This window comes from Streptomyces sp. NPDC030995 (assembly GCF_055571215.1).
Window position 1 is genome coordinate 261993 of record NZ_JBVIFS010000001.1, and the last position, 26901, is coordinate 288893.

General features: G+C 71.3%; 23 protein-coding genes. 11 read left to right on the forward strand and 12 right to left on the reverse strand.

Translation table 11 applies throughout. From position 1 onward, the window contains the following. Window positions 1-377 precede the first annotated feature (377 nt). Window positions 378-5414 carry an FG-GAP-like repeat-containing protein gene (locus ACZ45T_RS01270; protein ID WP_468436150.1) on the forward strand — a complete coding sequence of 1679 codons (5037 nt, stop codon included), beginning with the start codon at window positions 378-380 and terminating at the stop codon, window positions 5412-5414. An 85-nt stretch (window positions 5415-5499) separates the two neighbouring features. Here ACZ45T_RS01270 and ACZ45T_RS01275 read toward each other — a convergent pair whose 3' ends face one another. Beyond that, a complete protein-coding gene (locus tag ACZ45T_RS01275) occupies window positions 5500-7260 on the reverse strand; it encodes an acetyl/propionyl/methylcrotonyl-CoA carboxylase subunit alpha (RefSeq protein WP_468436152.1) in 1761 nt (586 codons plus the stop codon). Window positions 7261-7768: 508 nt separating this feature from the next. On the opposite strand from ACZ45T_RS01275, the gene ACZ45T_RS01280 reads away from it, so the two are divergent. Then, window positions 7769-8260 (forward strand): hypothetical protein, encoded by a 492-nt coding sequence (locus ACZ45T_RS01280; protein ID WP_468436154.1) that lies wholly within the window; start codon window positions 7769-7771, stop codon window positions 8258-8260. On the opposite strand, the gene ACZ45T_RS01285 is transcribed toward ACZ45T_RS01280, so the two are convergent. The 4 genes from ACZ45T_RS01285 to ACZ45T_RS01300 all read right to left on the reverse strand — a co-directional run bounded on the left by ACZ45T_RS01285 (window position 8241) and on the right by ACZ45T_RS01300 (window position 10998). Beyond that, a complete protein-coding gene (locus ACZ45T_RS01285; RefSeq protein WP_468436156.1) occupies window positions 8241-8849 on the reverse strand; it encodes a Maf family protein in 609 nt (202 codons plus the stop codon). The genes ACZ45T_RS01280 and ACZ45T_RS01285 overlap by 20 nt on opposite strands. Before the next feature lie 105 nt (window positions 8850-8954). Then, window positions 8955-9095, reverse strand: coding sequence for a morphogenic membrane protein MmpB (mmpB, locus tag ACZ45T_RS01290; RefSeq protein WP_360902763.1), 141 nt, complete (start codon window positions 9093-9095; stop codon window positions 8955-8957). 88 nt (window positions 9096-9183) lie between these two features. Further along, entirely contained in the window at window positions 9184-9390 is a 207-nt protein-coding gene (locus tag ACZ45T_RS01295) for an acyl-CoA carboxylase epsilon subunit (protein ID WP_468436996.1), read from the reverse strand. A gap of 21 nt (window positions 9391-9411) precedes the next feature. Next, window positions 9412-10998 carry an acyl-CoA carboxylase subunit beta gene (locus ACZ45T_RS01300; RefSeq protein WP_468436159.1) on the reverse strand — a complete coding sequence of 529 codons (1587 nt, stop codon included), beginning with the start codon at window positions 10996-10998 and terminating at the stop codon, window positions 9412-9414. A 131-nt stretch (window positions 10999-11129) separates the two neighbouring features. Here ACZ45T_RS01300 and ACZ45T_RS01305 point away from each other — a divergent pair, with 131 nt between their 5' ends. The 5 genes from ACZ45T_RS01305 to hutH all read left to right on the forward strand — a co-directional run bounded on the left by ACZ45T_RS01305 (window position 11130) and on the right by hutH (window position 17166). Beyond that, window positions 11130-11996: a biotin--[acetyl-CoA-carboxylase] ligase gene (locus ACZ45T_RS01305; protein WP_468436161.1), complete on the forward strand. Its 867-nt coding sequence runs from the start codon at window positions 11130-11132 to the stop codon at window positions 11994-11996. A gap of 219 nt (window positions 11997-12215) precedes the next feature. After that, entirely contained in the window at window positions 12216-13373 is a 1158-nt protein-coding gene (locus ACZ45T_RS01310) for an adenylate/guanylate cyclase domain-containing protein (RefSeq protein ID WP_468436163.1), read from the forward strand. A gap of 120 nt (window positions 13374-13493) precedes the next feature. After that, complete coding sequence (locus ACZ45T_RS01315) at window positions 13494-14294, forward strand: enoyl-CoA hydratase/isomerase family protein (protein WP_468436165.1); 801 nt, start codon at window positions 13494-13496, stop codon at window positions 14292-14294. A gap of 109 nt (window positions 14295-14403) precedes the next feature. Then, a complete protein-coding gene (locus ACZ45T_RS01320) occupies window positions 14404-15519 on the forward strand; it encodes a GGDEF domain-containing protein (protein ID WP_468436167.1) in 1116 nt (371 codons plus the stop codon). A 105-nt stretch (window positions 15520-15624) separates the two neighbouring features. Beyond that, window positions 15625-17166 (forward strand): histidine ammonia-lyase, encoded by a 1542-nt coding sequence (hutH, locus tag ACZ45T_RS01325; RefSeq protein WP_468436998.1) that lies wholly within the window; start codon window positions 15625-15627, stop codon window positions 17164-17166. Window positions 17167-17245: 79 nt separating this feature from the next. Here hutH and ACZ45T_RS01330 read toward each other — a convergent pair whose 3' ends face one another. Continuing rightward, window positions 17246-17629: a hypothetical protein gene (locus ACZ45T_RS01330; RefSeq protein WP_468436169.1), complete on the reverse strand. Its 384-nt coding sequence runs from the start codon at window positions 17627-17629 to the stop codon at window positions 17246-17248. 164 nt (window positions 17630-17793) lie between these two features. On the opposite strand from ACZ45T_RS01330, the gene ACZ45T_RS01335 reads away from it, so the two are divergent. The 3 genes from ACZ45T_RS01335 (at window position 17794) to ACZ45T_RS01345 (ending at window position 20606) form a co-directional block, all read left to right on the forward strand. Further along, a complete protein-coding gene (locus tag ACZ45T_RS01335; RefSeq protein ID WP_468436171.1) occupies window positions 17794-18078 on the forward strand; it encodes a hypothetical protein in 285 nt (94 codons plus the stop codon). 132 nt (window positions 18079-18210) lie between these two features. Beyond that, window positions 18211-19482, forward strand: a complete 1272-nt coding sequence (locus ACZ45T_RS01340; protein WP_468436173.1) for a L,D-transpeptidase — start codon at window positions 18211-18213, stop codon at window positions 19480-19482. 128 nt (window positions 19483-19610) lie between these two features. Beyond that, complete coding sequence (locus ACZ45T_RS01345) at window positions 19611-20606, forward strand: GNAT family N-acetyltransferase (RefSeq protein ID WP_468436175.1); 996 nt, start codon at window positions 19611-19613, stop codon at window positions 20604-20606. Here ACZ45T_RS01345 and ACZ45T_RS01350 read toward each other — a convergent pair. Then, entirely contained in the window at window positions 20596-21498 is a 903-nt protein-coding gene (locus tag ACZ45T_RS01350; protein ID WP_468436177.1) for a helix-turn-helix transcriptional regulator, read from the reverse strand. The genes ACZ45T_RS01345 and ACZ45T_RS01350 overlap by 11 nt on opposite strands. Before the next feature lie 160 nt (window positions 21499-21658). Here ACZ45T_RS01350 and ACZ45T_RS01355 point away from each other — a divergent pair, with 160 nt between their 5' ends. Then, complete coding sequence (locus ACZ45T_RS01355) at window positions 21659-22714, forward strand: NAD(P)-dependent alcohol dehydrogenase (protein WP_468436179.1); 1056 nt, start codon at window positions 21659-21661, stop codon at window positions 22712-22714. 52 nt (window positions 22715-22766) lie between these two features. On the opposite strand, the gene ACZ45T_RS01360 is transcribed toward ACZ45T_RS01355, so the two are convergent. From ACZ45T_RS01360 to ACZ45T_RS01380, 5 genes are all read right to left on the reverse strand, one after another. Beyond that, window positions 22767-22943: a hypothetical protein gene (locus tag ACZ45T_RS01360; RefSeq protein WP_468436181.1), complete on the reverse strand. Its 177-nt coding sequence runs from the start codon at window positions 22941-22943 to the stop codon at window positions 22767-22769. A gap of 112 nt (window positions 22944-23055) precedes the next feature. After that, window positions 23056-23718, reverse strand: coding sequence for a peptide-methionine (S)-S-oxide reductase MsrA (gene msrA, locus ACZ45T_RS01365; RefSeq protein WP_468436183.1), 663 nt, complete (start codon window positions 23716-23718; stop codon window positions 23056-23058). Between the two features lie 77 nt (window positions 23719-23795). Then, complete coding sequence (locus ACZ45T_RS01370) at window positions 23796-24266, reverse strand: hypothetical protein (protein ID WP_468436185.1); 471 nt, start codon at window positions 24264-24266, stop codon at window positions 23796-23798. A 36-nt stretch (window positions 24267-24302) separates the two neighbouring features. After that, window positions 24303-25583 carry an RNA-guided endonuclease InsQ/TnpB family protein gene (locus ACZ45T_RS01375; protein WP_468436187.1) on the reverse strand — a complete coding sequence of 427 codons (1281 nt, stop codon included), beginning with the start codon at window positions 25581-25583 and terminating at the stop codon, window positions 24303-24305. 198 nt (window positions 25584-25781) lie between these two features. After that, the gene (locus ACZ45T_RS01380) at window positions 25782-26888 is read right to left on the reverse strand and encodes a hypothetical protein (RefSeq protein ID WP_468436189.1); all 1107 of its coding nucleotides are present in this window, start codon (window positions 26886-26888) and stop codon (window positions 25782-25784) included. Window positions 26889-26901 lie beyond the last annotated feature (13 nt).

A 26901-nucleotide genomic window follows, 5' to 3' on the forward strand; every position in this document is an offset into this window, starting at 1 on the left:
CTGGTTGCGCGGTTCACAGGTTCCCGCGCTATGGAGTAATCCAGCCGAACCTAACAGCGGGCGATCGCGTGCGTCGAAAAAGGGGCGGTTTTCCTTGCGGTCACCGAAGGTGACGTCTGTGCTGGTAGGAGCGCTAAGCGGACTGCGATATTCGGAATTTCCAGTTCCGGCGTCCTGCCTGATAAAGGGATCCGCCGGAGGGGCCCAAAGAGGGGTTCTCTTGGCGTGTCGCCTCGGATGGCTGCTACAAATCAATCGAACACAGATGACCTCTCGCCAAGAAATGGGCCGAAAATCGGCCGCCGATGAGAGGTTTAACCGATTGTTTTCGGCCACTCCCGCGGGAGCGGCCGGAACCGACCCCGAGGACTCAGTCAGTGAGACCCTTCCCGACGCGGCCCCGCGTCGCCGGACCGCCGTCCCGCAGGACGCCGGCCCTCACCCTGGCGACCGCTCTGGTCGCCACCCTGATCGGCGCGGTGCCCGCCGTCGCAGCCGCAGCGCCCACCGCCCCCAAGACCGAGAAGTCCAAGGCGGCATCGCCCACCGAGGCGGAACTCACGGCCAAGGCGACCGCCGAGGCCAAGCGCACCGGCAAGCGCGTCGAGATCACCTCGCAGCGCTCGGAGAACGAGGAGGTCTGGGCCAACCCGGACGGGACCTTCAACTCCGAGCAGTCGCTGGTGCCGACGCGCGTCTACCGCAACGGCAAGCTGGTACCGGTGGACACCGGCCTCCAGAAGCTGAAGGACGGCCGGATCGCCCCCAAGGCGACCCGCAGCGAGCTCACCTTCTCCGGCGGCGGCAACGCCCCGCTGGTCACCATGCGCAAGGACGGCCGCGACGTCACCCTGACCTGGCCGACGCCGCTTCCCGCGCCGACGCTGGACGGGAACAGCGCCACGTACGCCGAGGTCCTCAAGGGCGTGGACCTGCGGGTCGCCGCGGACGCCACCGGCTTCTCGCACCAGCTGGTCGTCAAGACCCGCGAGGCCGCGGCCAACCCGGCCCTCGCCTCCCTCAACTTCGGGCTCAAGGGCAACGGCGTCACCCTGCGCAAGGAGGCGAACGGCGAACTCCAGGCCGTCGACCCCGCGGGCAAGACGCTGTTCAGCTCCGCCAAGCCGCAGATGTGGGACTCGGGCGCCGAGCGGCCCGCGGCCGCCGGGAAGGCTGCGGCCCCCACGGCCGCCCCCACGGCCTCCACGCCTCCCGCGGCCAAGTCGCCCGCCGGGTCCGCCGCGAAGGCCACCGAGGGTTCCCAGGCCCCGGCGACGGACGCCGCGGGCGCCCAGGCTCCGGCCAACCCCGCGGCTCCGGCCACCCCCGCGGCTCCGGCCACCCCCGCGGCCCCCGCCACCGACGGCATCGACCTCGGCAGCAGGCAGGCCGACCTCGGCGTCGAGCTGAAGGGTGACAAGCTCACCCTCACCACGGACCGCAAGCTGCTCACGGCCCCCGACACCACGTTCCCGGTCGTCATCGACCCGGTCTGGCGGGACGACTGGAAGTCGGCCTGGGCGGTCGCCTACAAGCACAACGCGATCTCCGGTTCCGCCGACACGAACTACTGGAACGGCGGCACGCTCAGCAACGACGCCCGCGTCGGCTGCGCCAAGGACGCCGCCAAGGGCAACGCGGTGGTCTGCGCCAAGACCTTCTTCCAGATCGGCATGGGCGATCTGCACGGCAAGCAGATCCTGGACGCCACCTTCCGCATCCAGCAGAAGTCGGCCGGTTCCTGGAGCTGCAACTCCGGTGACATCCAGATCTGGGACACGGGCACCATCACCAAGTCCACCACCTGGAACAACCAGCCCGACTGGTCACGTCTGGTGGACTCCTCCGGCCAGTCCTACGGCGGCCGCAACTGCCCCGGCGACAGCGACACCATCGAGCTGAAGGTGACCTCCGCGGTCGCGGACGCGGCCCGCTGGAACTGGCCCGCCTGGACCATGGGCCTCAAGTCCGCCACGGACACGGTCGACGTCTCCTGGCGCAAGATGAACCCGGACAGCGCCCGCATCTCCACCCAGTTCAACACCCTGCCGTACCCTCCGGCCGAACGCTCGATAAACCCGTCCGTGCCCTGCACCGGCGGCCAGATGGGCACGTCGGACGAGGTCGTGCTGAGCGCCCGCATCAGCGACGCCGAGGACAACGCCCTGAAGGCCGAGTTCCACTACTGGAACCCGGACAACTACGGCGGCACCCTCAAGGCCACCAAGGTCGACGTCGCCAACGGCAACGTCGCCCTCCTGCGGATCCCCGCCTCCCAGCTCACCGGCGCCACCTACCGGTGGGACGTGCGGGGTCTCGACGCGTCGGGCGCCGGACCCTGGGCCGGGCAGTGCGTGTTCAGCATCGACCACACCCGTCCCAGCAAGGCCCCGGGCGTCACCTCGGTGCAGTACCCCCGGGACAATCCGGACAACCCCACCTTCGCGCGTACCGAGGGCACCTTCACCCTGAGTGCCAACGGGGTCTCCGACGTCACCCGGTACCAGTGGAACACCATCGGTGACCCGACCCCCCGTACGGTCAACACGGCCACTCCCGGCGGTTCGGCGGAGATCAAGTACACCCCGACCGCCGCCGGTCCCCAGTCCCTCTTCGTCTGGAGCCTCGACGCGGCGGGCAACCGGTCCGACGCGACGGCGTACCTGTTCTACGCCAAGCGCCCGCTCGAACGGGACAAGCACGGCGACGTCAACGGTGACGGCACGACCGACATCTGGAGCATGGACCAGGGCGCCGGCCGGCTGTGGATGGTCCCCGGCAAGGGCGCCGGCACGTTCGGCGAGCCCCGGCAGGTCAAGGAGAGCAGCTTCGGCAACGCCGTGTCGCTGACCCAGTGGGGCAGCTGGAACGGCGGGGACTTCTACGAGGACCTCGTCGTCCTGAAGCCCTCGGACGCCGACCCCAACACGAACATGCTCTACGCCTACCTGGGCGCCGGCGACGGAGAGCTCCAGGCCGGCGACGCCGCCCGGATGGAGCTGAAGACCCGGTACCCCGATGACAACCACTGGGCCCACGCTCAGCAGGCCGTGGCCATCGGCAGCGTGAACGACGACAACCTGGACGGCAAGATCGGCGAGGACGACCAGCCCGACCTGCTGGTCAAGGAGGACGCCAACCTCTGGCTGTACTTCGGCACGGCGACCGGCAGCCTCACCCCGCGCAACCTCGATCCCATCCCGCTCGGCAACGCCGACTGGCAGGACATGACCCTGAGCGCCCCCGGCGACCTCAACGGCGACACCCTGCCCGAGATCTGGGCCCGCTCCAAGACCACCGGCAAGATCCACCAGTACACCAGCCGGAAGACCACCGACGCCACGGCGAAGGCGGCCATCGACCTGACCGTGTACGCGGACCCCGCCGCGCGCACCGATTCCATCGGTACCGGTTTCACCGGGACCGCCTGGCCGCACCTGGCCAGCCTCGGTGACTTCGAGAAGGACGGCTTCCCCGACCTGTGGTCGCGTGACAACAACGGCGTGATCAACGAGTTCCCCGGCCGTCAGCCGGCCAACGGCTCCGCCTTCGGCCCCGCCAAGCAGATCGCCGTCAGCGGCACGCCCTGGAGCGAGTGCGAGAAGGTCGCCTCGGCGGTCTCCACCACCGCCACCCACGAGCTGTGCGGTCCGATGCTGGCCAAGTTCCGCGCCAAGGGCGGTGCCACCGGCGTCGGCAAGCCGTCCGGCAACGTCACCACCACGGCCGACGGCGGCAAGTTCGCGCACTTCCGCAAGGACGGGGCGAGCAGCGACAGCGCCTCGATCTACTGGCACCCGACCACCGGTGCCTGGCTCGTCGTCAACGGCATCCGCGCCAAGTGGATGAGCCTCGGCGCCGAGAAGGGCTTCCTGGGCTACCCGACCTCCGACGAGAACGTCACCTTCGACCAGGGCGGCGCGTTCACCACCTTCACGGGCTCCGGCGGCAACGGCGCCATCTACTGGGCGCCCGAGCTCGGCTCCTGGTCCATCAACGGCACCGTCTACAAGAAGTACCTGGCGACCGGCGGTCCCGGCGGCTGGCTCGGCTACCCGACCAACGACGAGACCCGAAGCCCCGACGGCATCGGCCGCTACAACCACTTCCGCCACCGCGGCCAGCCCTCCGACACCGCGTCCATCTACTGGACGACGACCACCGGCAAGGCCTGGTCCGTACGCGGCACCATCCGCGTCAAGTGGATGTCGCTCGGTGCCGAGAAGAGCTTCCTGGGCTACCCGCAGTCGGACGAGTACGACGTCTACGGCGGCCCTCGCGAGGACTTCTCGGGCGGCTACATCCGTCACAACCACACCACGGGCATCAGTGTCGAGCACAAGGCGACCGACCGCACCGCCGACCTGCGCACCGACCTGTCGGGCGACTTCAACGGCGACGGCCTGTCCGACGTGGCCACCGTCTACGACTACGGCAGCGACGCCGTCGCGCTCTACACCCTGCCGGGCAAGGCCGACGGCGGATTCGGCGCCCCGGTCCTCGGCTTCAACACCAACAAGGGCAACTGGAACAACTCGCACTCGAAGTGGGTCGCCGGTGACTTCAACGGCGACGGCCGCGACGACCTGGCCGCGCTGTACGGCTACAGCGACGGCTCCAACGGCCTGTTCACCTTCCTCGGCAACGCCGACGGAACCTTCAACTCCATCGGGCGCAGCGCCTACGTCGCCCCCGGCAACTGGAGTGCCTCGTCGGCCAAGATCTTCGCCGGTGACTTCAACGGCGACGGCCGCGACGACGTGGGCATGATGTACGACCACGGCAGTTGCAACACGGGCACCCACACCTTCCTCGCCAAGGCGGACGGCACGTTCAACGCCTCCTTCGGCAGCTGGAGCTCCGGCAACGGCAACTGGTGCTGGAACGAGTCCAAGCACGTCACCGGTGACTTCAACGGGGACGGCCGGGACGACATGCTCGCCCTGTACGGCCACAGCAACGGGGCCGTCGAGATGTACACCCTGCTCGGCAAGGCCGACGGCGGCTTCGCGGCGCCCGTGCGTTCCTGGAACCGTGCAGCCGGCCTCTGGGACTACAACAGGAGCAAGCTCACCTCGGGCGACTACAACGGCGACGGCCGGGCCGACGCCGCCATCATGTACAGGTACGACAACGGCCGCTCGGCCGTGTTCACCTTCACCGGAAAGCCCGACGGCGGGGTCAACGACGACTTCCAGAGCTGGAGCAGCCCGGAGCAGACGTGGTACCTGGAGAACACCGGGAACCCGGTGTCCGGTGACATCAACAAGGACGGTCGCGACGACATCGCGATCATGTACAACTACTACGCCGGAGGCAGCGCGGTCTTCACCTTCAAGGGCCGCACCGACCGCACCGACGGTGGCTTCGAACCCCCGCTGAAGAGCTGGGAGGCATCGCCCGGCACCTGGTAACCGCAGGGCGCCGCACATGACATCGGCCCCCAGGACCCGTTCGGGTCCTGGGGGCCGACTTCGTTCCGTACGACCTGCCGGGAGATCAGTCCTTGATCTCGCAGATCGTGGCGCCCGAGGTCACCGAGGCGCCGACCTCGGCGGTGAGGCCGACGACGGTGCCGGAGCGGTGCGCGTTGAGCGGCTGCTCCATCTTCATCGCTTCGAGTACGACGACCAGTTCGCCCGCCTCGACGCGCTGGCCCTCCTCGACCGCGACCTTGACGATCGTGCCCTGCATCGGGGAGGCGAGGGTGTCGCCGGAGGCGGCGGGGCCGGACTTCTTGGCCGCGCGGCGCTTCGGCTTCGCGCCGCCCGCGGCGGCCGTGCGGGCCAGGGTCATGCCCAGGGAGGACGGCAGGGAGACCTCGAGGCGCTTGCCGCCGACCTCGACGACCACGGTCTCGCGGCCCGGCTCGTCCTCGGTGTCCTCCGCGGCCGGGGCCGCGAACGCCGGGATCTCGTTGACGAACTCGGTCTCGATCCAGCGGGTGTGGACCGTGAAGGGTCCCTCCGCGGGGGCGAAGGCCGGGTCGGCGACGACGGCACGGTGGAACGGGATGGCGGTGGCCATGCCCTCGATCTCGAACTCGGCGAGGGCGCGGGCGGCGCGCTGGAGGGCCTGCTCGCGGGTGGCGCCGGTGACGATGAGCTTGGCCAGCAGGGAGTCCCAGGCCGGGCCGATCACGGAGCCGGACTCGACGCCCGCGTCGAGGCGGACGCCCGGACCGGTCGGCGCGGCGAACTTGGTGACCGTGCCGGGGGCGGGCAGGAAGCCGCGACCCGGGTCCTCGCCGTTGATGCGGAACTCGATCGAGTGACCGCGCAGGACCGGGTCGCCGTAGCCCAGCTCCTCGCCGTCGGCGATGCGGAACATCTCGCGGACCAGGTCGATGCCGGAGACCTCTTCGGTGACCGGGTGCTCGACCTGGAGGCGGGTGTTGACCTCCAGGAAGGAGATGAGGCCGTCGGCGGCGACGAGGAACTCGACGGTGCCGGCGCCGACGTAGCCGGCTTCCTTCAGGATGGCCTTGGAGGCCGCGTAGAGCTCCGCGTTCTGAGCCTCGCTCAGGAACGGCGCGGGGGCCTCCTCGACCAGCTTCTGGTGGCGGCGCTGGAGGGAGCAGTCGCGGGTGGAGACGACGACCACGTTGCCGTGCGAGTCGGCGAGGCACTGGGTCTCGACGTGGCGCGGCTTGTCCAGGTAGCGCTCGACGAAGCACTCGCCGCGGCCGAAGGCGGCGACGGCTTCGCGGACGGCGGAGTCGTAGAGCTCCGGCACCTCTTCGAGGGTGCGGGCGACCTTCAGGCCGCGACCGCCACCGCCGAAGGCGGCCTTGATCGCGATCGGCAGGCCGTGCTCCTTGGCGAAGGCGACGACCTCGTCGGCTCCGGAGACCGGGTCCGGCGTACCGGCGACCAGCGGGGCACCGGCGCGCTGGGCGATGTGGCGGGCGGCCACCTTGTCGCCGAGGTCGCGGATGGCCTGCGGCGGCGGGCCGATCCAGGTCAGGCCCGCGTCGAGCACGGCCTGGGCGAAGTCGGCGTTCTCGGAGAGGAAGCCGTACCCGGGGTGGATGGCGTCGGCTCCGGAGTCGGCCGCTGCCTGGAGGACCTTGGAGATGTCCAGGTAGCTGGCGGCCGGGGTGTCACCGCCCAACGCGAAAGCTTCGTCGGCCGCGCGGACGTGCAGAGCGTCCCGGTCCGGATCGGCGTAGACGGCTACGCTCGCGATCCCGGCGTCCCGGCAGGCCCGAGCAACGCGGACAGCGATTTCGCCACGGTTGGCGATGAGCACCTTGCGCACGATGGCTCCCTCCTTGAAAACAAGCTGAGTTTAGGGACAGCCCACACGGCCTTTCGACCCTTCCCCGGTGGTGAGCTTGCCCACACAGAGTGTGATGCGAGGCCTGCTCCACCGGAGAACCCTTGTGGCGCCCCAGGTCAGGGGGATCCCCGACTGCACAGTAACCCCGTCATGTAGCCAAGGTCTCTGTCCCCCCGGTCAGCGGCCCCGGGTGATTCTTTGTCGAGTCCCTACGAACGGCTCACGTTTTCTTTGCTGGCCTGATCGGAGTTGTCCCCTTGTTTACTGATTAGTAGCTTCGTCGTCCCGCGGGCGAACCGGGACAACACCGTACCCACAGCGACGTAGCCCACCATGTCCCACACGGGCAGCAGCGCGCCGGGGGTGTCCTGCGGATGGCCGACATTCGGCCGCGGTGGAGTTGGGTCCGATGCCTTGCCCGCCGGGCTACCCGTTAGTAGCCTCCAGGCGTCGAACAGGCTTGTGACACGTGAGGGGTGGGGACATCGTGCTGCGAAGACTCGTGGCCGGACTGGCCGCGATCGTGCTCGTCGCGGAAGCGGCCGTGCTCGTGCTCGTCCACGTCGTACTGGGCAAGACCACGGCCAGCCAGTCGATGTCCATAGCGGGCAGTGATCCGGACGTCATGTCCAAGGTCACCTACGGCCTGGGGGCGGGCATGGGGGGCTTCCTGCTGCTGTGCGCCGTGCTCTGCGCCGTCGCCGCCCTCCGCGGCCGGCCCCCGGGCCCCTTCGCCCGCGTCGTGCTCGTCACCGCCGCCGTCACCCACGGACTGCTCGGCACCCTCGCCGTCGTCGTGGTCGGCTGGGCCGCCTTCGCGGCGACGATGCTCATCCTGTGCCTGCTCGTACTGACCCTGACCCTCTACGCCGTCCCGCGCGCCGGAAGCGGCGACGGCGAGGGCGAGGGTGACGGGGTCACGGACGCACCGCCGCCGCCACTGCCGCCGTTCGGGGAGTTCAAGCCCACAAGTCCGTGATGGACACGTCCAGTTCGCCCAGCAGGGAGCGCAGCAGCGGCATCGACAGCCCGATCACGTTGCCGTGATCCCCGTCGATGCCGTCGATGAACGGCGCCGACAGCCCGTCCAGGGTGAACGCCCCCGCCACGTGCAGCGGCTCGCCGCTCGCCACGTACGCCGCGACCTCCGCGTCCGTCGGCTCACCGAAGCGGACCGTCGTGGACGCCGTCGCCGACACCTGCCGGCCGTTCACCGTGTCGATCACGCAGTGCCCGGTGCGCAGTACGCCGGCCCGGCCGCGCATCGCCTTCCAGCGCGCGGTGGCCTCCTCGGCGTCCGCGGGCTTGCCCAGCGCCTCGCCGTCCAGCTCCAGCACCGAGTCGCAGCCGATCACCAGGGCGCCCGCGGCCTCCTGCAGGCCCGCCACGACCGCCGCCTTCGCCTCGGCCAGCGCCAACGCCAGGGCGGCCGGCTCGTCGTGGTTCAGGGTGTCCTCGTCGAAACCGCTGACGATCACGTGCGGGGCCAGCCCGGCCTGCCGCAGCAGGTTCAGCCGGGCGGGCGAGGCGGAGGCGAGGACGAGCTTGCGCGGAGGCGTGGCAGTCATGCCGGCCATCGTAGGCGCGCCGCGGGACCCCTCGGCAAACGGCCCCGCACGGCCCCCCTGGGGGCGTAGGGCCGGCGTCCGGCCGGCGTACGGTCAGGCGTGCGGCTAGAAGCGGCCCATGCCCACGCCCAGGACGTACACCACCACCAGCATGGCGAGGGCGAGCACCACGGTCAGCCGCCGGATCATCGCCTGCGCGTCGCGCATGTCCTTGGGCGGCTCGTCTTTCGGGTCGGACCAGAGCATGTTCCGATATTGACCCGGAGACAGATGTGGCGCCTGAGTACCCGTACTCAGGCGCCACCATCCGTTCACGCCATCTTCGCCCGGCCGGCTATCCGGGCCAGTACGTACGGCCCCACGCGCGCGGACCCGGCTGCAGCCGACGGCGCCGCTCCACCCGGGCCGGCGTCGACCACTCGTCCGCGACCGGCGGGGCGCCCGACGGTGCCGAGGCCAGCACCGCCGCGCGCGCTTGGACCACCGCCAGTGCGGCGGCCAGCTCCTCCGGGGTCGGGTTGCCCTTGACGACCTTGATCACCACAGAGACCTCCTGGAGGGGCTAGAGGGGGATGTTGCCGTGCTTCTTCGGCGGCAGGGACTCCCGCTTGGTGCGCAGCTGCCGCAGCCCCTTCACCACGTGCGCCCGGGTCTCGGACGGCATGGTCACCGCATCGATGTAACCGCGCTCGGCGGCCGTGTACGGGTTGAGCAGCGCGTCCTCGTACTCGGCGATCAGCCGCGCCCGGGTCTCCTCCACATTGTCCGCCTCCGCGATGGTCCTGCGGTGCAGGATGTTCACCGCGCCCTGCGCGCCCATGACGGCGATCTGCGCCGTCGGCCACGCCAGGTTCAGGTCGGCACCCAGGTGCTTGGAGCCCATGACGTCGTACGCGCCGCCGAAGGCCTTGCGGGTGATGACCGTGATCAGCGGAACGGTGGCCTCGGCGTAGGCATAGATCAGCTTGGCGCCGCGCCGGATGATTCCGTTGTACTCCTGGTCCGTGCCCGGCAGGAAGCCCGGTACGTCCACGAACGTCAGTACCGGGATGTTGAAGGCGTCGCACGTGCGGACGAAGCGCGCCGCCTTCTCGGAGGCGTTGATGTCCAGGCAGCCGGCGAACTGCATCGGCTGGTTGGCGACGATGCCCACCGGGTGGCCCTCGACCCGGCCGAAGCCGGTCAGGATGTTCGGCGCGAAGAGCGCCTGCGTCTCCAGGAACTCCGCGTCGTCCAGCACGTGCTCGATCACGGTGTGCATGTCGTACGGCTGGTTCGCGCTGTCCGGGATCAGCACGTCGAGCTCGCGGTCCGCGTCGGAGACCTCGGTGTCCGCGTCCTCCGGGAAGGCCGGCGGCTCGGAGAGGTTGTTCGACGGCAGGTACGCGAGGAGCGACTTCACGTACTCGATCGCGTCCTTCTCGTCGCCCGCCATGTGGTGCGCGACGCCGGACGTGCTGTTGTGCGTGCGCGCCCCGCCCAGCTCCTCGAAGCCGACGTCCTCGCCGGTGACCGTCTTGATGACGTCCGGGCCGGTGATGAACATGTGCGAGGTCTGGTCGACCATGACCGTGAAGTCGGTGATGGCGGGGGAGTAGACGGCGCCGCCCGCGCAGGGCCCGACGATCAGGCTGATCTGCGGGATCACGCCGGACGCGTGGACGTTGCGGCGGAAGATCTCCCCGTACATGCCCAGCGCGCTGACGCCCTCCTGGATACGGGCGCCACCGGAGTCGTTGATGCCGACGAGCGGGCAGCCCGTCTTCAGGGCGAAGTCCATGACCTTCATGATCTTCTGGCCGTAGACCTCGCCGAGCGCACCGCCGAAGACGGTGAAGTCCTGCGAGAACACGGCCACCGGCCGGCCGTCCACCGTGCCGTAGCCGGTGACGACGCCGTCGCCGTAGGGGCGGGTCTTCTCCAGCCCGAAGTTGGTGGAACGGTGCCGGGCGAGCTCGTCCAGCTCGACGAAGGAATCCTCGTCCAGCAGCAGGGCAACCCGCTCACGCGCCGTCAGCTTGCCCTTGGCGTGCTGCTTCTCCACGGCACGCGCGGACCCGGCGTGGGTGGCCTCGTCGATGCGGCGCTGCAGATCCGCGATCTTGCCCGCGGTGGTGTGCATGTCGATCGGCTCTGACGGATGTGACATCGGGGTCGCGGCTCCCTGCGTGGTGTCAACTGCCTGGTCAATTGATTGACTACGGCTGGCTACTGGTGCGTAGCGTATCGGCGGGCATGGCGCTCGGCAGTGCGGCGTTTGACACACCTACATTGGGTTGCATGACGCCATCAGATGCATCAGCCGGAGCTTCCACCGGTCGCTGGTCCAGCCTGGAGCGGCCGCCCCTGAACGCCGAGGGGCTGCGGCGGGCCCTCGTCACCGAGGGTGGGCTGTGGACTTCCCTGGAGGTGGTCGCCACCACCGGGTCCACCAATACCGACCTCGCCGCCCGGGCGCCGCAGCTGCCCGAGGGGGCCGTGCTCGTCGCCGAGGAGCAGAGCGCGGGGCGCGGGCGGCTCGACCGGAGCTGGGTCGCGCCCGCACGGTCCGGGCTGTTCTTCTCCGTCCTGCTCAAGCCGGGCGACGCGGTGCCGCAGGAGCGGTGGGGGTTCCTGACCCTGCTCGCCGGTGTGGCCACCGCGACGGGGCTGTCCCGGGCCGCGGGCGTGGACACCTCCCTCAAGTGGCCCAACGACCTGCTGGTCAGTGTCGAGGGCGAGGAGCGCAAGACCGGCGGGATCCTCGCCGAGCGGGTCGCCGACGGCATCGTCATCGGGATCGGGCTCAACGTGTCCCTGACCGAGGACGAGCTGCCCGTACCGGCCGCCGGGTCCCTCGCGCTGGCCAAGGCCTCCGTGACCGACCGGGACCCGCTGCTGAGGGCCGTGCTGCGGTCCCTGGAGCAGTGGTACGGGAACTGGCGCGCGGCGGGCGGCGACCCCGCGGCCAGCGGCCTGCAGGAGACCTACGCGGCGGGCTGCGCCACCCTCGGCAAGCACGTGCGCGCGGAGCTCCCCGGCGGGCGCACCCTCACCGGAACGGCCGAAGCGGTGGACACCGACGGCCGCCTGGTGATCCGTACGGCCGAAGGCGCCCACGAGGCGGTCGGCGCGGGCGACGTGGTCCACCTGCGGTCCGTCCACTGACGGCGGGGTTCCTCCCGGGCCGGGCCCCGGGCCTGGCCCGGGGCCCGGCCCGGCGGCTGCGCCCCGGGCCCGCGCACCCCGTGCGACGGCGAGGCCGAATTCCGCCGGGGAGGGGGAGTGAGCTACGGCACACCTGCCGTATGGTTTAGGCGATCCCGGTGCTCGTGGTGATCAACCGGTTCGCAGGGCAGTGCGCACGGAATGGACAGGAGGCGGCCCTTGACCGTCGACGACCCTACGTCCAGCGCGTCCGCCCCCGGGCCCAGTGGCCCGGGCACCCCGATCGGCCGCGACCAGCACCACCCGCACCACGAGGTCGATCACACGGCCCAGCCGACGGCGGATCCGCTCGCCATCCGGCTGGAGCAGCTGATCCTCGGTGCCGAGCGCCGGTACACCCCCTTCCAGGCGGCCCGGAGCGCGGGCGTGTCGATGGAGCTCGCCTCGCGCTTCTGGCGGGCCATGGGCTTCGCCGACATCGGCCAGGCCAAGGCGCTCACCGAGGCGGACGTACTGGCCCTGCGCCGGCTCGCCGGTCTGGTGGAGGCCGGGCTGCTGTCCGAGCCGATGGCCGTGCAGGTGGCGCGGTCCACCGGGCAGACCACGGCGCGGCTGGCCGAGTGGCAGATCGACTCCTTCCTGGAGGGGCTGACGGAGCCGCCGGAGCCGGGCATGACCCGTACGGAGGTCACGTACCCCCTGGTGGAGCTGCTGCTGCCCGAGCTGGAGGAGTTCCTCGTCTACGTGTGGCGGCGCCAGCTGGCGGCGGCCACCGGGCGCGTGGTGCAGGTGGCCGACGACGACGAGATGGTCGACCGGCGGCTCGCGGTGGGCTTCGCGGACCTGGTGGGCTTCACCCGCCTCACGCGGCGGCTGGAGGAGGAGGAGCTCGGCGAGCTCGTCGAGTCCTTCGAGACGACCTCGGCGGACCTGGTGGCGGCGCACGGCGGCCGGCTGATCAAGACCCTCGGTGACGAGGTCCTGTACTGCGCCGACGACGCGGCGACGGCGGCGGAGATCGCGCTGCGGCTCATCGAGACGATGGAGGCCGACGCGCAGATGCCCGAGCTGCGGGTCGGGATCGCCTTCGGCACGGTGACGACCCGGATGGGCGACGTCTTCGGGACCACGGTGAACCTGGCGAGCCGGCTGACGTCGATAGCGCCGAAAGACGCGGTGCTGGTGGACGGGGCGATGGCCGAGGAGCTGACCCGCAGCGGGGCGGCGCCGGTGTCGGAGAAGGAGGCCGAGACGGCGCCCGACGAGAGCGCGGCCTACCGGTTCGCGCTCCAGCCGATGTGGCAGCGGCCGGTGCGCGGGCTGGGCGTCGTGGAGCCCTGGTCGCTGACGCGGCGGAAGCCCAAGAACCCGGCCTGACGTGCCCCGGGCCCGCCGCCGGCGGGTCGCGCAGCAGCCGTGCCCCGGAACCTTGACCGGATGGCCGTCTCCCGCACTAGAGTGCGTTGATAACGGTCGTTAACCGGGAGGGTCGCAGGCATGTCTGAGCAGCGCTTCGGAGAGTTCGTCGCGGTACGTCGGGAAGGCGACGGGCATGTCGCGGAGCTGGCGATGGACCGCCCCAAGTCGATGAACGCGGTGTCGACGGAGATGGCCCGGTCCATCGGCGCGGCCTGCGCGGCACTCGCGGCGGACCCGTCGGTACGGGTCGTCGTGCTCACCTCCACCGCGGAGCGGGCCTTCTGCGTGGGGGCGGACCTCAAGGAGCGGAACTCGCTGTCGGACGCCGAGCTGGTGCGGCAGCGGCCGACCACGCGGGGGGCGTACGGAGGCGTGTTGGAGCTGCCGATGCCGACGGTCGCGGCCGTACACGGTTTCGCGCTCGGCGGCGGCTTCGAGCTGGCCCTGGCCTGCGATGTGATCGTCGCCGACGAGACCGCGGTGGTCGGCCTGCCCGAGGTGTCGGTGGGGGTGATCCCCGGCGGCGGCGGTACCCAGCTGCTGCCGCGCCGGGTGGGCGCGGCGCGGGCCGCCGAGCTGATCTTCACGGCGCGCCGGGTGGAGGCGGCCGAGGCGCTGTCCCTGGGCCTGGTGGACTCGCTGGTCCCGGCCGGGCAGGACACGTCCGAGGCCCTGGCCCTGGCCGGGCGGATGGCGGCGAACTCCCCCGTGGGGCTGCGGGCGGCCAAGCGGGCGCTGCGGCTGGGGCACGGGATGGACCTGGCGGCCGGGCTGGAGATCGAGGACGCGGCCTGGCGGACGGTGGCCTTCTCCGGCGACCGGGCCGAGGGTGTCGCGGCGTTCAACGAGAAGCGCAAGCCGAACTGGCCGGGGCAGTAGCCCGCCCGCTGAGCCGCTGAGCCGCTGAGCCGCTGACGAGTGGCGCCGCGCCTCTTGATACGCGGCGCCACTCGATACGGAATCGGACAAAACTCCCTAACCTGGGGTGATGGGAGTTGACGGGCGGTTGCGAGCCGTGGTGGGCCTCGCGCAGGCGATGGCCGCGGCGTGCGCGCCGCGGGACAGTGTGCGCGCGGCTGCGCGGGGGGCGCGGGTGGCGCTCGACGGCTCGTTCGCCGCGATCTCCGCGTGGGAGCGGGAGCGGGGGCGCCTGCGGGTGCTCGTGAACGAGGGCGAGCGGCGGGCGGGGGAGGAGGAGTTCCCCGAGGACGAGTCCTATCCCGTCCACGACTTCCCCGAGATCACCGAGTTCCTGCACGAGCGCTGGGCGGGCGGCGGCGGCCCGCACGCCTGGGTGGAGAGCGCCGTGGGCGACCGCCCCGGGCGCCGCGGCGAGGCCCTGCGCAGCCGCGGGCGGGGCACCTGCGTGGTCGCGCCCATCGTGCTCAGCGGGCGCGCCTGGGGCGAGCTGTACGTCGCCCGGGACGAGGGGCTGCCCGACTTCGACGAGGACGACGCCGAGTTCGCCACCGTACTGGCCGCCGTGGTCGCGGCCGGGCTCGCGCAGAACGAGCGGCTGGAGGAGGCCCGGCGGCTCGCCTTCACCGATCCGCTGACCGGGCTCGCGAACCGCCGCGCCGTCGACATGCGGCTCGACGAGGCCCTGGAGGAGCACCGGCGGACCGGGGCGGTGGTCAGCCTCGTCGTCTGCGACCTGAACGGGCTGAAGAAGGTCAACGACACCCTCGGCCACGCCATGGGCGACCGGCTGCTGGAGCGGTTCGGGTCGGTGCTGAGCCTGTGCGGGGCCATGCTGCCCGGCGCGCTGGTGGCACGCCTGGGCGGTGACGAGTTCTGCCTGGTCGGGGTCGGCCCGACCGCGGACGAGGTGGTCCGGGTGACCGAGGAGCTGTGTACGCGGGCCGCCGAGCTGGACCTGGGCGAGGGCGTGGCCTGCGGGGTGGCCTCCACCGGGGACCCGATCGGGCTGGTGAAGTCCTCCCGGCGGCTGTTCCGGCTGGCGGACGCCGCCCAGTACAAGGCGAAGGCCGCGCGCTCGCCGAAGCCGGTCGTCGCCGGGCGCGACACCGCGGTGGTGCGCCTCGCCGACGCCGCCGCCGAAGCCGCCTCGGGCGAACGCCGCCGCTTCCGGGGGCGGGGGTGAGCCCGAGGTGAGCCGGGCGTGGCTCCGGTCGCGTGGCGTAAGGGGCCCTCGCAGAAGTCGCTAGTGACATGAAGGGATTCAGTCCGTAGGGTGCTGAATATGGATATGCAGACTGTCGTAGTGGGGACGTCCGGGACCACCGCCGAAGACGTCATCGCCGTCGCCCGCGGCAACGCGCGGGTCGAGCTGTCCGCGGAGGCGCTCGACGCGCTCGCCCGCGCACGCGAGATCGTCGACGCCCTCGCCGCCAAGCCCGAGCCCGTCTACGGGGTGTCCACCGGGTTCGGCGCCCTCGCCTCCCGGCACATCAGTCCCGAGCTGCGCGCCCAGCTCCAGCGCAACATCGTCCGCTCGCACGCCGCCGGCATGGGCCCGCGCGTCGAGCGGGAGGTCGTCCGCGCGCTGATGTTCCTCCGGCTCAAGACCGTGGCCTCCGGGCACACCGGCGTACGGCCCTCCGTCGCCCAGACCATGGCCGACGTCCTCAACGCCGGGATCACCCCCGTCGTCCACGAGTACGGCTCCCTGGGCTGCTCCGGCGACCTCGCGCCGTTGTCCCACTGCGCGCTCGCGCTCATGGGCGAGGGTGACGCCGAGGGCCCGGACGGCACCGTCCGCCCCGCCGGGGAACTGCTCGCCGAGGCCGGGATCGAGCCCGTCGAGCTCCGCGAGAAGGAGGGCCTCGCCCTCCTCAACGGCACCGACGGCATGCTCGGCATGCTGGTCATGGCCCTCGCCGACCTCGCGAAGCTCTACACCTCCGCCGACATCACCGCGGCCCTCACCCTGGAGGCGCTGCTCGGCACGGAGAAGGTCCTCCAGCCCGAGCTGCACGCCATCCGCCCGCACCCCGGCCAGGGTGCCTCCGCCGCCAACATGGCCGCCGTGCTGAAGGGCTCCGGGCTGACCGGGCACTTCCAGGAGGAGTCCGCGCCGCGCGTGCAGGACGCCTACTCGGTGCGCTGCGCCCCGCAGGTCGCCGGCGCGGGCCGCGACACCATGGCGCACGCCGCCCTGGTGGCCTCGCGCGAGCTGGCCGCCGCCGTCGACAACCCGGTGGTGCTGCCCGACGGACGCGTGGAGTCCAACGGCAACTTCCACGGGGCGCCGGTCGCCTACGTGCTGGACTTCCTCGCCATCGCGGCCGCCGACCTCGGCTCCATCGCCGAGCGGCGCACCGACCGGCTGCTCGACAAGAACCGCTCGCACGGCCTGCCGCCGTTCCTCGCGGACGACGCCGGCGTGGACTCCGGTCTGATGATCGCCCAGTACACGCAGGCCGCCCTCGTCAGCGAGATGAAGCGGCTCGCGGTGCCGGCCTCGGCCGACTCGATCCCCTCCTCCGCCATGCAGGAGGACCACGTCTCGATGGGCTGGTCGGCCGCGCGCAAGCTCCGTACGGCCGTCGACAACCTGACGCGGATCATCGCGATCGAGCTGTACGCGGCCACCCGCGCCATCGAGCTGCGCCACGGGCTCACCCCCGCCCCGGCCAGCCGGGCCGCGATCGCGGCCGCGCGCGCCGCGGGCGTGCAGGGTCCCGGGCCGGACCGCTTCCTGGCCCCCGACCTGGCCGCCGCCGACGCGTTCGTCCGTACGGGCGGGCTGGTCGCCGCGGTGGAGCCGGTGACGGGTCCGCTCGCCTGACGCGGTCAGTGCCGGACGGCTTGCGCCACTACGCCGAGGGCCGCCCCGGGATCTTCTTCCCGGGGCGGCCCTCCGCCGTTCACAGGGAGTGCGAGCGGCGTACGGAGAAGGCCACGAACCCGGCCCCGACGCCCAGGCAGAGCGTGCCGCCCAGCAGGTAGGGGGTGGTGTCCACGGAGCCGCTGTCCGCGAGCACGAGGGACTTGCCCTGCGTGTGCGGCGCGTTGGCCGTGTCCGGGGCCGCCCCCGAGACCGTGCCGGTGGCCGCGTCCCCTGTGTCGGCCCCGTCGTTCGTTCCGGAGCCCGTCCCGGCGCCCGTCTCGGCGGTGTTCGCGCCTGCGGGCACGCCGGCGCGGTCCGTCGCGTCCCCCGGAGCGGTGGCGCCCGCAGAGGGCACGAACCAGAGGGCGGCGAGGAGGGTGGTCGCTCCGAGAGCGGTGAGCAGCGGTCGTCGTGCGGACACGGTGCGATCCCCCTTGTGGCAGCAGCGAATTGGCCGTGTGCGGTGATGCTACGGAAAGGGGCGGGTCGTGGGAAAGTCGGGGCTTCCGCGGGCTTACTCTCCGTCGTATGAACTCTTCTGAGACATCACGATACGTACGGCTTCGGGTGGATTTGGTACTGGAAGTGCCGGATACCCAGGCACTCACCGGCGCCGCGCTCGCGCACATCAAGGCCGACGAGTTCATGCCGGACGAGGAGCGCGGCCACGCCGAGGCCGCCGTCCGGGAGGACGAGTCGGAGGCCCTCGCCTACCTGGTCGACCCCACTGACCTGGTCGCGGACATCCCCGGAGTCGAGCTCGCGCAGGCCTCCTGGAGCAGCGAGCCCGTCGAATACGACCCCGAGTCGATGGAGTGGGACATCGACGAGGAAGATGGGGACTTCGACGAAGAACCCGACAACGCCTGACCGTGTGGTTGCCCACATCCCAACGGAATGTGGAACCGGCCGCCGCTGTTAACGCGTTGTCAGGACGAGGCAGGGGGTGCGTCCCCCTGCCCGGCCAACCCCGGGACGGCAGCCCCGGGGTTTCCGGCAACGATGGAGTGGCGTGTGAGGACGGACAGCAAGCGGCGGAGAAGGTCCCTTGTGGCCATATCCGCCGTGCTCGGCGGTGTACTGATGCTCTCGGCGTGCAACGACGGGGGCGGTGACAACGCCAAGGGCAAGGGCGAGGCCAGCAAGTCCCAGGCCGAGGTCGACGCGGCAGCGGCCAAGGACACCTCGAAGGCCAAGATAACGATCACGCCGAAGGACGGCGCGACCAACGTCGGCCTCAACGACGCGGCCAACGTCGCCGTCAGCGACGGCACGCTCACCCTGGTCGAGCTGAAGACGAGCGAGGGCACGGCCGTGCCCGGCAAGATCGCCGCCGACGGCAAGAGCTGGAAGCCCGACGCCGCGCTGAAGCGCTCCACGAAGTACGCCCTGGCGGCGACGGCGAAGGACGCCGACGGCCGCGAGGCGCACGAGAACGCCTCCTTCACCACCGTCTCCCCCGAGAACAGCTTCGTGGCCTCCTTCGTCCCGGAGGAAGGCCAGACGGTCGGCGTGGGCATGCCGGTCTCGATCACCTTCAACAAGCCGATCAAGGACAAGAAGGCCGTCCAGGCGGGGATCTCGGTCTCCTCCAGCAGCGGCCAGGAGGTCGTCGGCCACTGGTTCAGCGCGCAGCGCCTGGACTTCCGCCCGGAGCAGTACTGGCAGGCGAACTCCACCGTCACGCTGAAGCTGGCGCTGGAAGGCGTCCAGGGCGCGCCCGGCGTCCAGGGCGTCCAGAGCAAGACCGTCACCTTCAAGATCGGCCGCAGCCAGGTCTCCACGGTCGACACGAAGACGAAGAAGATGACGGTCACCCGGGACGGCGCGGTCGTCAAGACCATCCCGATCTCGGCGGGCTCCCCGGAGAACCCGACCTACAACGGTCAGATGGTGATCTCCGAGAAGTTCAAGGAGACCCGGATGGACGGCTCGACCGTCGGCTTCAAGAACGAAGAGGGCAAGGGCGAGTACGACATCAAGGACGTGCCGCACGCCATGCGGCTGTCCACCTCCGGCACCTTCATCCACGGCAACTACTGGGGATCCGACTCGGTCTTCGGCAGCGTGAACACCAGCCACGGCTGTGTCGGCCTGAACGACACCAAGGGCGCGGGCGACCCGGGCCAGCCCGCCGCGTGGTTCTTCGACAACTCGCTCATCGGCGACGTGGTCACCGTGGTCAACTCCCCGGACAAGACCGTCAAGCCGGACAACGGCCTCAACGGCTGGAACATGAGCTGGGCCGAGTGGAAGGCCGGCGCGGCCGCCTGACACCCGCGGCGCGCTTGACGTGAGCCCGTACGGAAGGCGGGGAACCTCTCGGAGGTTCCCCGCCTTCCGCGTGAGTGCGACCGAAAACCCCTGAGCCGCAGGGGCCGGGGCCGGTTTATGGTCCGGACATGATGATCCGATCACTCACCCTGCCCCCGTCCACCGCCGAGGTGGACGCCTGGCTGGCGGTCCTGACCGCCACCGCGGCCACCGATCTGCCGCAGCTGCCCGCTCCGTCCCGGGTGGAGGTCGCCGGTCGGCTGTGCGTGGCGCCGGCGCGCGGCCGGCCCGTGCTCTGGGCGGCGGACGAGGGCGCGGACCAGGGCGAGGGCGCGGGCGAGGGCGCGGGCGTCGCGGCCCTGCTCCTGTTCACGGAGGAGGGCAACACGCACACCGCGTTCCTGGACGTGCTGACCGTACGTCCGCAGGCGCGGCGGCGGGGCGTGGGCACTGCCCTGTGGGAGCGGGTCCGCGAGGAGCTGACCGCGCAGGGCCGGACCTCGGTCGCGGCCCTCGTGGACCTGGACGGTCCGGGGCAGGCGTTCGCGCAGTCGCTGGGGTTCGAGAACGTCCTGCCGATGGCCTGGTACGAGCAGGCGCTCCCGGCCGCCGCCGACGGGCCCGCGCAGGTCCCGGCCACACCCGGATACGAGCTCCTCACCTGGCACGGCCTGGTGCCCGACGCCTGGGCGCCGGCTGCCGCCGTGGCCCACGGCGCGATGGAGGACGCGCCGACCGGGGACATGGACGAGCGGATCCAGACCTGGACGGCGAAGCGGCTGCACGCCCTGCAGCAGCTGGTCCTCGACCGCGGCGGGGAGATGATCACGGTCGCGGCGGTGACCCCCGAGGGCGAGGTGGCCGCGTACACGGAACTCGTCCTCCCGGACCCCGCCGGCCCGAGGGCCCTCCAGTACGACACGGTGGTCGTCCCCGCCCACCGCGGCCACGGCCTCGGCCGCGCCGTGAAGCTGCACATGGCGGGGGAGGCGGCCGGGCGGTATCCGGCGCTGCGGCGGATCACCACGACGGTGGCGGACGAGAACACCCCGATGCGGGCGGTGAACGAGTCCCTGGGCTACCGGCGGGAGCGCGGGGCGGGCATCTTCCAGCTCAAGCTGTAGGCGAGGCCGCTTCGTCGGCGGCCGCCGCGTCGGCGGGGGCGGAGGCAGTGGGCGCCGACCAGGAGGCCAGCATCCGCAGGGCGTCCGCCGACGGGGAGCCCGGCTCGGCGTGGAAGGTGACCAGGGACTGCGCCGGGTCGTCCGGGAGCGTCAGCGTCTCGAAGGACAGGTGCATCTCACCCACGAGCGGGTGCCGCAGCCGCTTCACGCCGTGCGTCTTGTCCGCCACCGTGTGCGCCGCCCACAGCCGCCGGAACTCCTCGTTCTTCACCGACAGCTCCCCGACCAGCGCCGACAACTGCTCGTCGTCCGGGTGCTGACCCGCGTACATCCGCAGGTTGCTCACCACCTCGCAGGCCCGGCACTCCCAGTCCCGGTACAGCTCCGCCGTCGCCGGGTCCAGGAACACCAGCCGCACCAGGTTCCGTTCCGCCGCCGGCAGCGCCCCGAAGTCCCCGAAGACCGCGGCCGCCAGCCGGTTCCAGCCGATGACGTCCTGCCGGTGCCCCACGAGGTAGGCCGGTACGCCGTCCATCGCGTCCAGCAGCGTGCGCAGCTCCGGCCGCACCTGCTGGGGGCGCTGGCCCTGGCGGCGCCTGCGCGCCTTCGGCCGTGCCAGATCCGTCAGGTGCGCCCGCTCGGACCCGTCCAGCCGCAGCGCCCGCGCGATCGCGTCCAGCACCTCCGCCGACACGTTGTGCCCGCCGCCCTGCTCCAGCCGCGTGTAGTACGCGACCGACACCCCCGCGAGCTGCGCCAGTTCCTCGCGGCGCAGCCCGGGCACGCGCCGACGGCGCCCGTAGTCGGGCAGGCCCACGTCCTCGGGGCGCAGCCGTGCGCGGCGGGAGCGGAGGAACTCGCCGAGGCATGCGCGCTGATCAAGCTGGTCCATGCAGTCAGTATCGCCGGGCGGCGCGCCCCGGTGCGGGCGTGAGCCTGACCCCGCCAGGGGTACGTTCGCCAGTCCTAGGCAGGACAGGGGGATGGGTGGATGCCCGGCGGACCGGCAACGTGGGGACCACCGCAGACGTCACCGCTTGAGGAGCACCCCCATGCCCGTAACCCAGCCCACCCAGGTCGCCGCTTACGCAGCCCCCGCCCCCAAGGCCCCGCTGGAGCGCACCACCGTTCCGCGCCGCCCCGTCGGCGAGCACGACGTGCTCATCGACATCAAGTACGCCGGCATCTGCCACTCCGACATCCACCAGGTGCGCGACGGCTGGGGCGAGGGCATCTACCCCATGGTCCCCGGCCACGAGATCGCCGGCGTCGTCACCGAAGTCGGGCCGGGCGTCACGAAGTTCGCGGTCGGTGACCGGGTGGGCGTCGGCTGCTTCGTCGACTCCTGCCGCGAGTGCGCGTACTGCCTGCGCGGCCAGGAGCAGTTCTGCGTCCAGGGGATGACCGGCACGTACAACGCCCGCGACAGGAACGGCGAGCCCACGTACGGCGGCTACTCCAGCCACCTCGTCGTCGACGAGAACTACACCGTGCGCATCCCCGACGGGCTCGCCCTCGACGTCGCCGCCCCGCTGCTGTGCGCCGGCATCACCCTGTACTCCCCGCTGAAGCACTGGCAGGCGGGCCCCGGCAAGAAGGTCGCGATCGTCGGCCTCGGCGGGCTCGGCCACATGGGCGTGAAGATCGCGGCGGCCCTGGGCGCGGAAGTGACCGTCCTGTCCCAGACCCTGCGCAAGAAGGAGGACGGCCTGCGACTGGGCGCCTCCCACTTCCACGCCACCGCCGACGAGGCCACCTTCGAGGAACTGGCCGGCAGCTTCGACCTGATCCTGTCCACGGTCTCCGCGCCGCTCGGCCTGGACGCGTACCTGGGCCTGCTGAAGGTCGACGGCGCGCTGGTGAACGTCGGCGCCCCGGAGGAGCCGGTCGCGCTCAACCTCTTCTCCGTCATCGGCGGCCGCAAGACCCTCGCCGGGTCGATGATCGGCGGGATCGCCGAGACCCAGGAGATGCTGGACTTCTGCGCCGAGCACGGGCTGGGCTCGGAGATCGAGCTGATCGGCGCCGAGCAGATCAACGAGGCGTACGAGCGGGTACTGGCGAGCGACGTCCGCTACCGCTTCGTGATCGACGCGTCGACGATCTGACGGCCCGTACCTAAAGCGCGATCCGGGTCGTACTCCCAGCGCCAGTCGGCGATCACCGCTGGGGCGTGACAAGGGCGGCGTGAGCCGCGTCGAGGATTCCGCCGATCTCGGAAGCGGCTTTGCGCGCCTGGGCGGCGTCACCCGTCGCGGCCACGTCCTCCCCATGCCGGAGCTGCTGCGCGAGGAGCGGTTGGCTCCCGGCGGCGGACGTGGTCACAGTTGCTCCCATGGGCGAGATTCTGGGCCCCGGCGCCGGCGTACCCAGTGGAACAGCCAGGCCCCCGCCCGAAAGGATGAGCCGGGCCGGCCGGCCCCCGCGGAAGCCGGGGCCGGCCGCTGCGTCACTCCGCCGGGGCCACGCCGATCGGGCAGGAGACGCCCGTGCCGCCGATGCCGCAGTAGCCGCCCGGGTTCTTGTCCAGGTACTGCTGGTGGTGGGCCTCCGCCGGCCAGAAGGGGCGCTCCGCCGCCGGGAGGACGGCCGTGGTGATCTGGCCGTGGCCCGAGGAGGTCAGGACCTGCTGGTAGGCCGTGCGGGAGGCCTCCGCCGTCGCCTGGTGGGCGGGGGAGTGGGTGTAGACCGCGGAGCGGTACTGGGTGCCGACGTCGTTGCCCTGGCGGAAGCCCTGGGTGGGGTCGTGGGACTCCCAGAAGAGCTTGAGGAGGGTCGCGTACGAGACCAGCGCGGGGTCGAAGACCACGCGGACGACCTCGGTGTGGCCGGTGAGGCCCGAGCAGACCTCCTCGTAGGTCGGGTTCTCGGTGAAGCCGCCCTGGTAGCCGGCCAGGGTGGTCCACACCCCCGGGGTCTGCCAGAACTTGCGCTCCGCGCCCCAGAAACAGCCCAGGCCGAAGTCGGCCACTTCGAGGTGGGCGGGGTACGGGCCCGCGAGCGGGTTGCCGAGCACGGTGTGCTTCTCGGGCAGGGCGAAGAGCGGCTCCGCGCGGCCCGTCAGGGCCTCTTCGCGAGTGGGGAGCTCGGGTGTACGTCGGTACGAGAACATGGATCGCCTCCTTGTGGCAGTGACAACGGGGCGGGGCCGACGAAGATTCCCCGGCCCCGCCCCCGCCGCCGCACGTGTCAGAGGCCCGGCGTGGCCACGCACACGGCCCAGTCGCGGGCGTTTAGGTACCGGCGCTTCGGCGAGCCCGCGTAGGACCACGGCAGGGCGCCGATGTACCCGTCGATGTGGCGGAACTGCTCGACCGCCTGCTCGTCGCGGTCCTGCCAGAACAGCAGGTACGCCAGCATGTGCCGGACGCGGGCCGTCCCAGGGTGCTTGTCCCCCGCCGCCGCCAGGTCCAGGAGCGCCGCGTCCACCGCGGCGACGATCTCCGGCTCCTTGAAGTACGTCTCGGCCGCCAGGTTGTCCTCGTAGTTCTCCTGCTCGAAGTACGCGATCAGCGGCAGCAGGTCACCGGGCTCGGTGGACACCTCCTGGCGCAGCTCGTCCAGATCGGCCGAGCGGGCGTCGAGGAGTTGGCGAAGGCCGCCGAGGAGCTGGCAGGGGCGGGGCAGCAGGCCGACGCCGAGGGTGGCGTACGAGCTCATTTGGAGTGCTCTCCCGATGAATCGGGAGATTCCTGCCTACCTTGCGGTGGCGGGCTGGACGCGGCGTGCGCGCCTGACGACTGCCCTCCCGGCAGCCGGGATGAGCGCGAGGCCCATCCGGTACAGCTGCAAGACGTTCCGGGCTGCGTTGTGGTCGGCGTTGCCCGACCAGCCGCAGTCCGGGTTCTTGCACACGAACACGGCCTGGCTCTCCCGGCTGCCCGGTGTGGTGAGACCACAGGCTGAGCAGCGTTGGGAGGTGCCGGGGGCGGGGACATTGACCAGGGTGCCGCCGCGCTGGGCGAGCTTGTACGTCAAGAGTTCGACCGTGTGGCCCCACGCTTCGGCGTGGATGGACCGGTTCAGACCGGACTTCTGGGCGACGTTCTTCCCCGGCGCCTCCACCGTGCCTCTGGCGGACTTGACCATGTTCGTGATCTGTAGTCCTTCCACCACGACCGTGCCGTAGTTGCGGGCGATGGTGGTGGTGGTTTTGTGCTGCCAGTCGTGGCGTCTGCGCTTGGCTTTCGCGCGTAGCCTGGCGATCTGGTCGTATACGTGCCGCAAACGGCGCGAGGTTACCTCTCCGCGTTTGCGGTGCTGCCGTAGTGCGGCGGAGCGTTGCTCCAGGCGCAGGAGCCTGTCCTGCTCGTGGGTGGTCAGCCATGCGCCGTGCTCGAACGTCTCCCCGTCTGAGAGGGCGAGGGGGATGGTGACGCCGACGTCGATGCCGACTTCCGGGCCCTGGTGGGGTTCAGGCTTGGGGGCAAGGCGCTGGACGCGGAAGGCAATGTGCCAGCCGAGCGCGTCCTTGACCAGCCTCGCCCCGGTGATCCGGTTCTCCTGGTCGGCGCGCTTGCCGACGGGCAGGTCTTTGGTCCAGCGGAACCGGACGCGGCCGATCTTGGGAATGTTGGCCATGCCCCAGCGGCGGTGGACGCGGACGATGTTCAGGTCCCGGCCCTGCGGGACATCGACGGACATCACCGATCGCAAGCGGCCCTTGAAGTCCGGGGCGCCCGCGCGGCCATCCCAGCAGTTCTTCCACGCCTGGAAGTAGGTCTTCAGGACAGTCTGTGCGGCTTGGGCGGGGAGGACGGCGAGGAAGTCGATGTCCTTGCGGGCCTGCCGGATCGCGGCATCGGCGTTCGCAAGGGTCCGCTTGTCCTTCGGCATCATCTGCCACCACGCGTGGAGGAGATTCCACATTGTTCGGGCCGCGTGCGCTTGCTCGTCAACCTTGCGCGAGCTGGCAGGAGGCAGCGCGAGCCGGGCGCGCTGCCCAAACTGCCGCTTCACCACTGCCTTTTCGCTCACGGCGCCGACGCTAGCAGCGGTTCATGTCGCTTTGGTGGGCCGCGAATCCCGATGTCAGAAGCGGGCCCCATGGTGTCCAAAACCTGCGTGCTCACTTGGTTCTTGTTACCAATTACAGGCGGGGTGTGTTCATCGACGAGATGCTCACACTCTGCGAGGGGCGGGAACCGGGGCCCCTGCCCCCGCCCCAGCTGGCCGTCAGTGAGGGAGCGTCGCCGGCGACCCGCCGTTCGCCTCGTACCCCGCCACCGCCAGCGCCCGGTACACCGCGTACTGCGCCGCCGGGTCCTCCGACGCGGACCACGGCAGCGCGCCCACGTACCCGTCCACGTGCCGCACTTGCTCCATCGCCTCCGCCCAGCGCTCCATGTTCACCAGGAACAGCAGCAGCAGGTGCCGTACGTGCGCCAGCATCGGGTCGTCCTGCCGCGCCGTGTGCACCGCGTACAGCGCGCCCTCCACCGCCCGCGTCACGGCCGCGCTCTCGTAGAAGCTCCCCACCAGGACCACCTCCGGCAGGTTCTCGTACAGCGCGAACAGCGGCAGCGCCGCCAGCAGCGAGCCCTGCGGGGCGCGCGCCGCGGCCGCGTGCGAGAAGCCGTCGGCCTTGTCCCGCGAGCCGTGCCACTTCTCGCACCAGTAGTGCAGCGCCGCCAGGTGCGCGCCCATGTGTTCCGGAGCCCGGTCGATGATCTTCGCCCACAGGTCGAAGAACTCCGCCTCCGAGTAGGCCAGCCCGCGGGCGACCGCCAGTTCCGTGATGTACGGGACCGGGTCCCCCGGCGCCAGCAGCGCGGCCTTGCGGCACGCCTCCCGGGCCTCCTCCAGGATGATCCGGTGGTCGTCGGAGCCGACCCCGCCCGAGTGCCGCCACGCCTGCTGCACCAGCAGCTCCGCGTGCACCTGCGCGCCGCCCGCGTCCTTCTCCGCCTCCATCCGCCACGACCTCAGCCACTGCGCGCCCACACCGGGCCGCGCCACGAGCTCCAGCGCCGCCGCCCCGCCGAAGGCCTGCACGCGCTGCCAGCGCCGCTCGCCCTCCCGCGGGGTCCCGGCGAGCAGCTGCGAAGCCGCCTGCCACTGGCCGGTGCGCTGCACGTTGTCCAGGGCGTCCATCAGGTCCTGGTCGGGTCCGGGGATCCGGATGTCGAGATCCTCCTGCAGATCGAATCCGTAGTTCGCCGGGTCGGCCGCGTCAGGGCTGCCGGGCGCGACCAGGCGGATTCCGCCGCGCTTGCGCCGAATGTACGGAAGCGCGACGAACACGATCATGAGCATCGCGAACAGGACCCACAGAATCTCCATGCCTCCAGCGAAC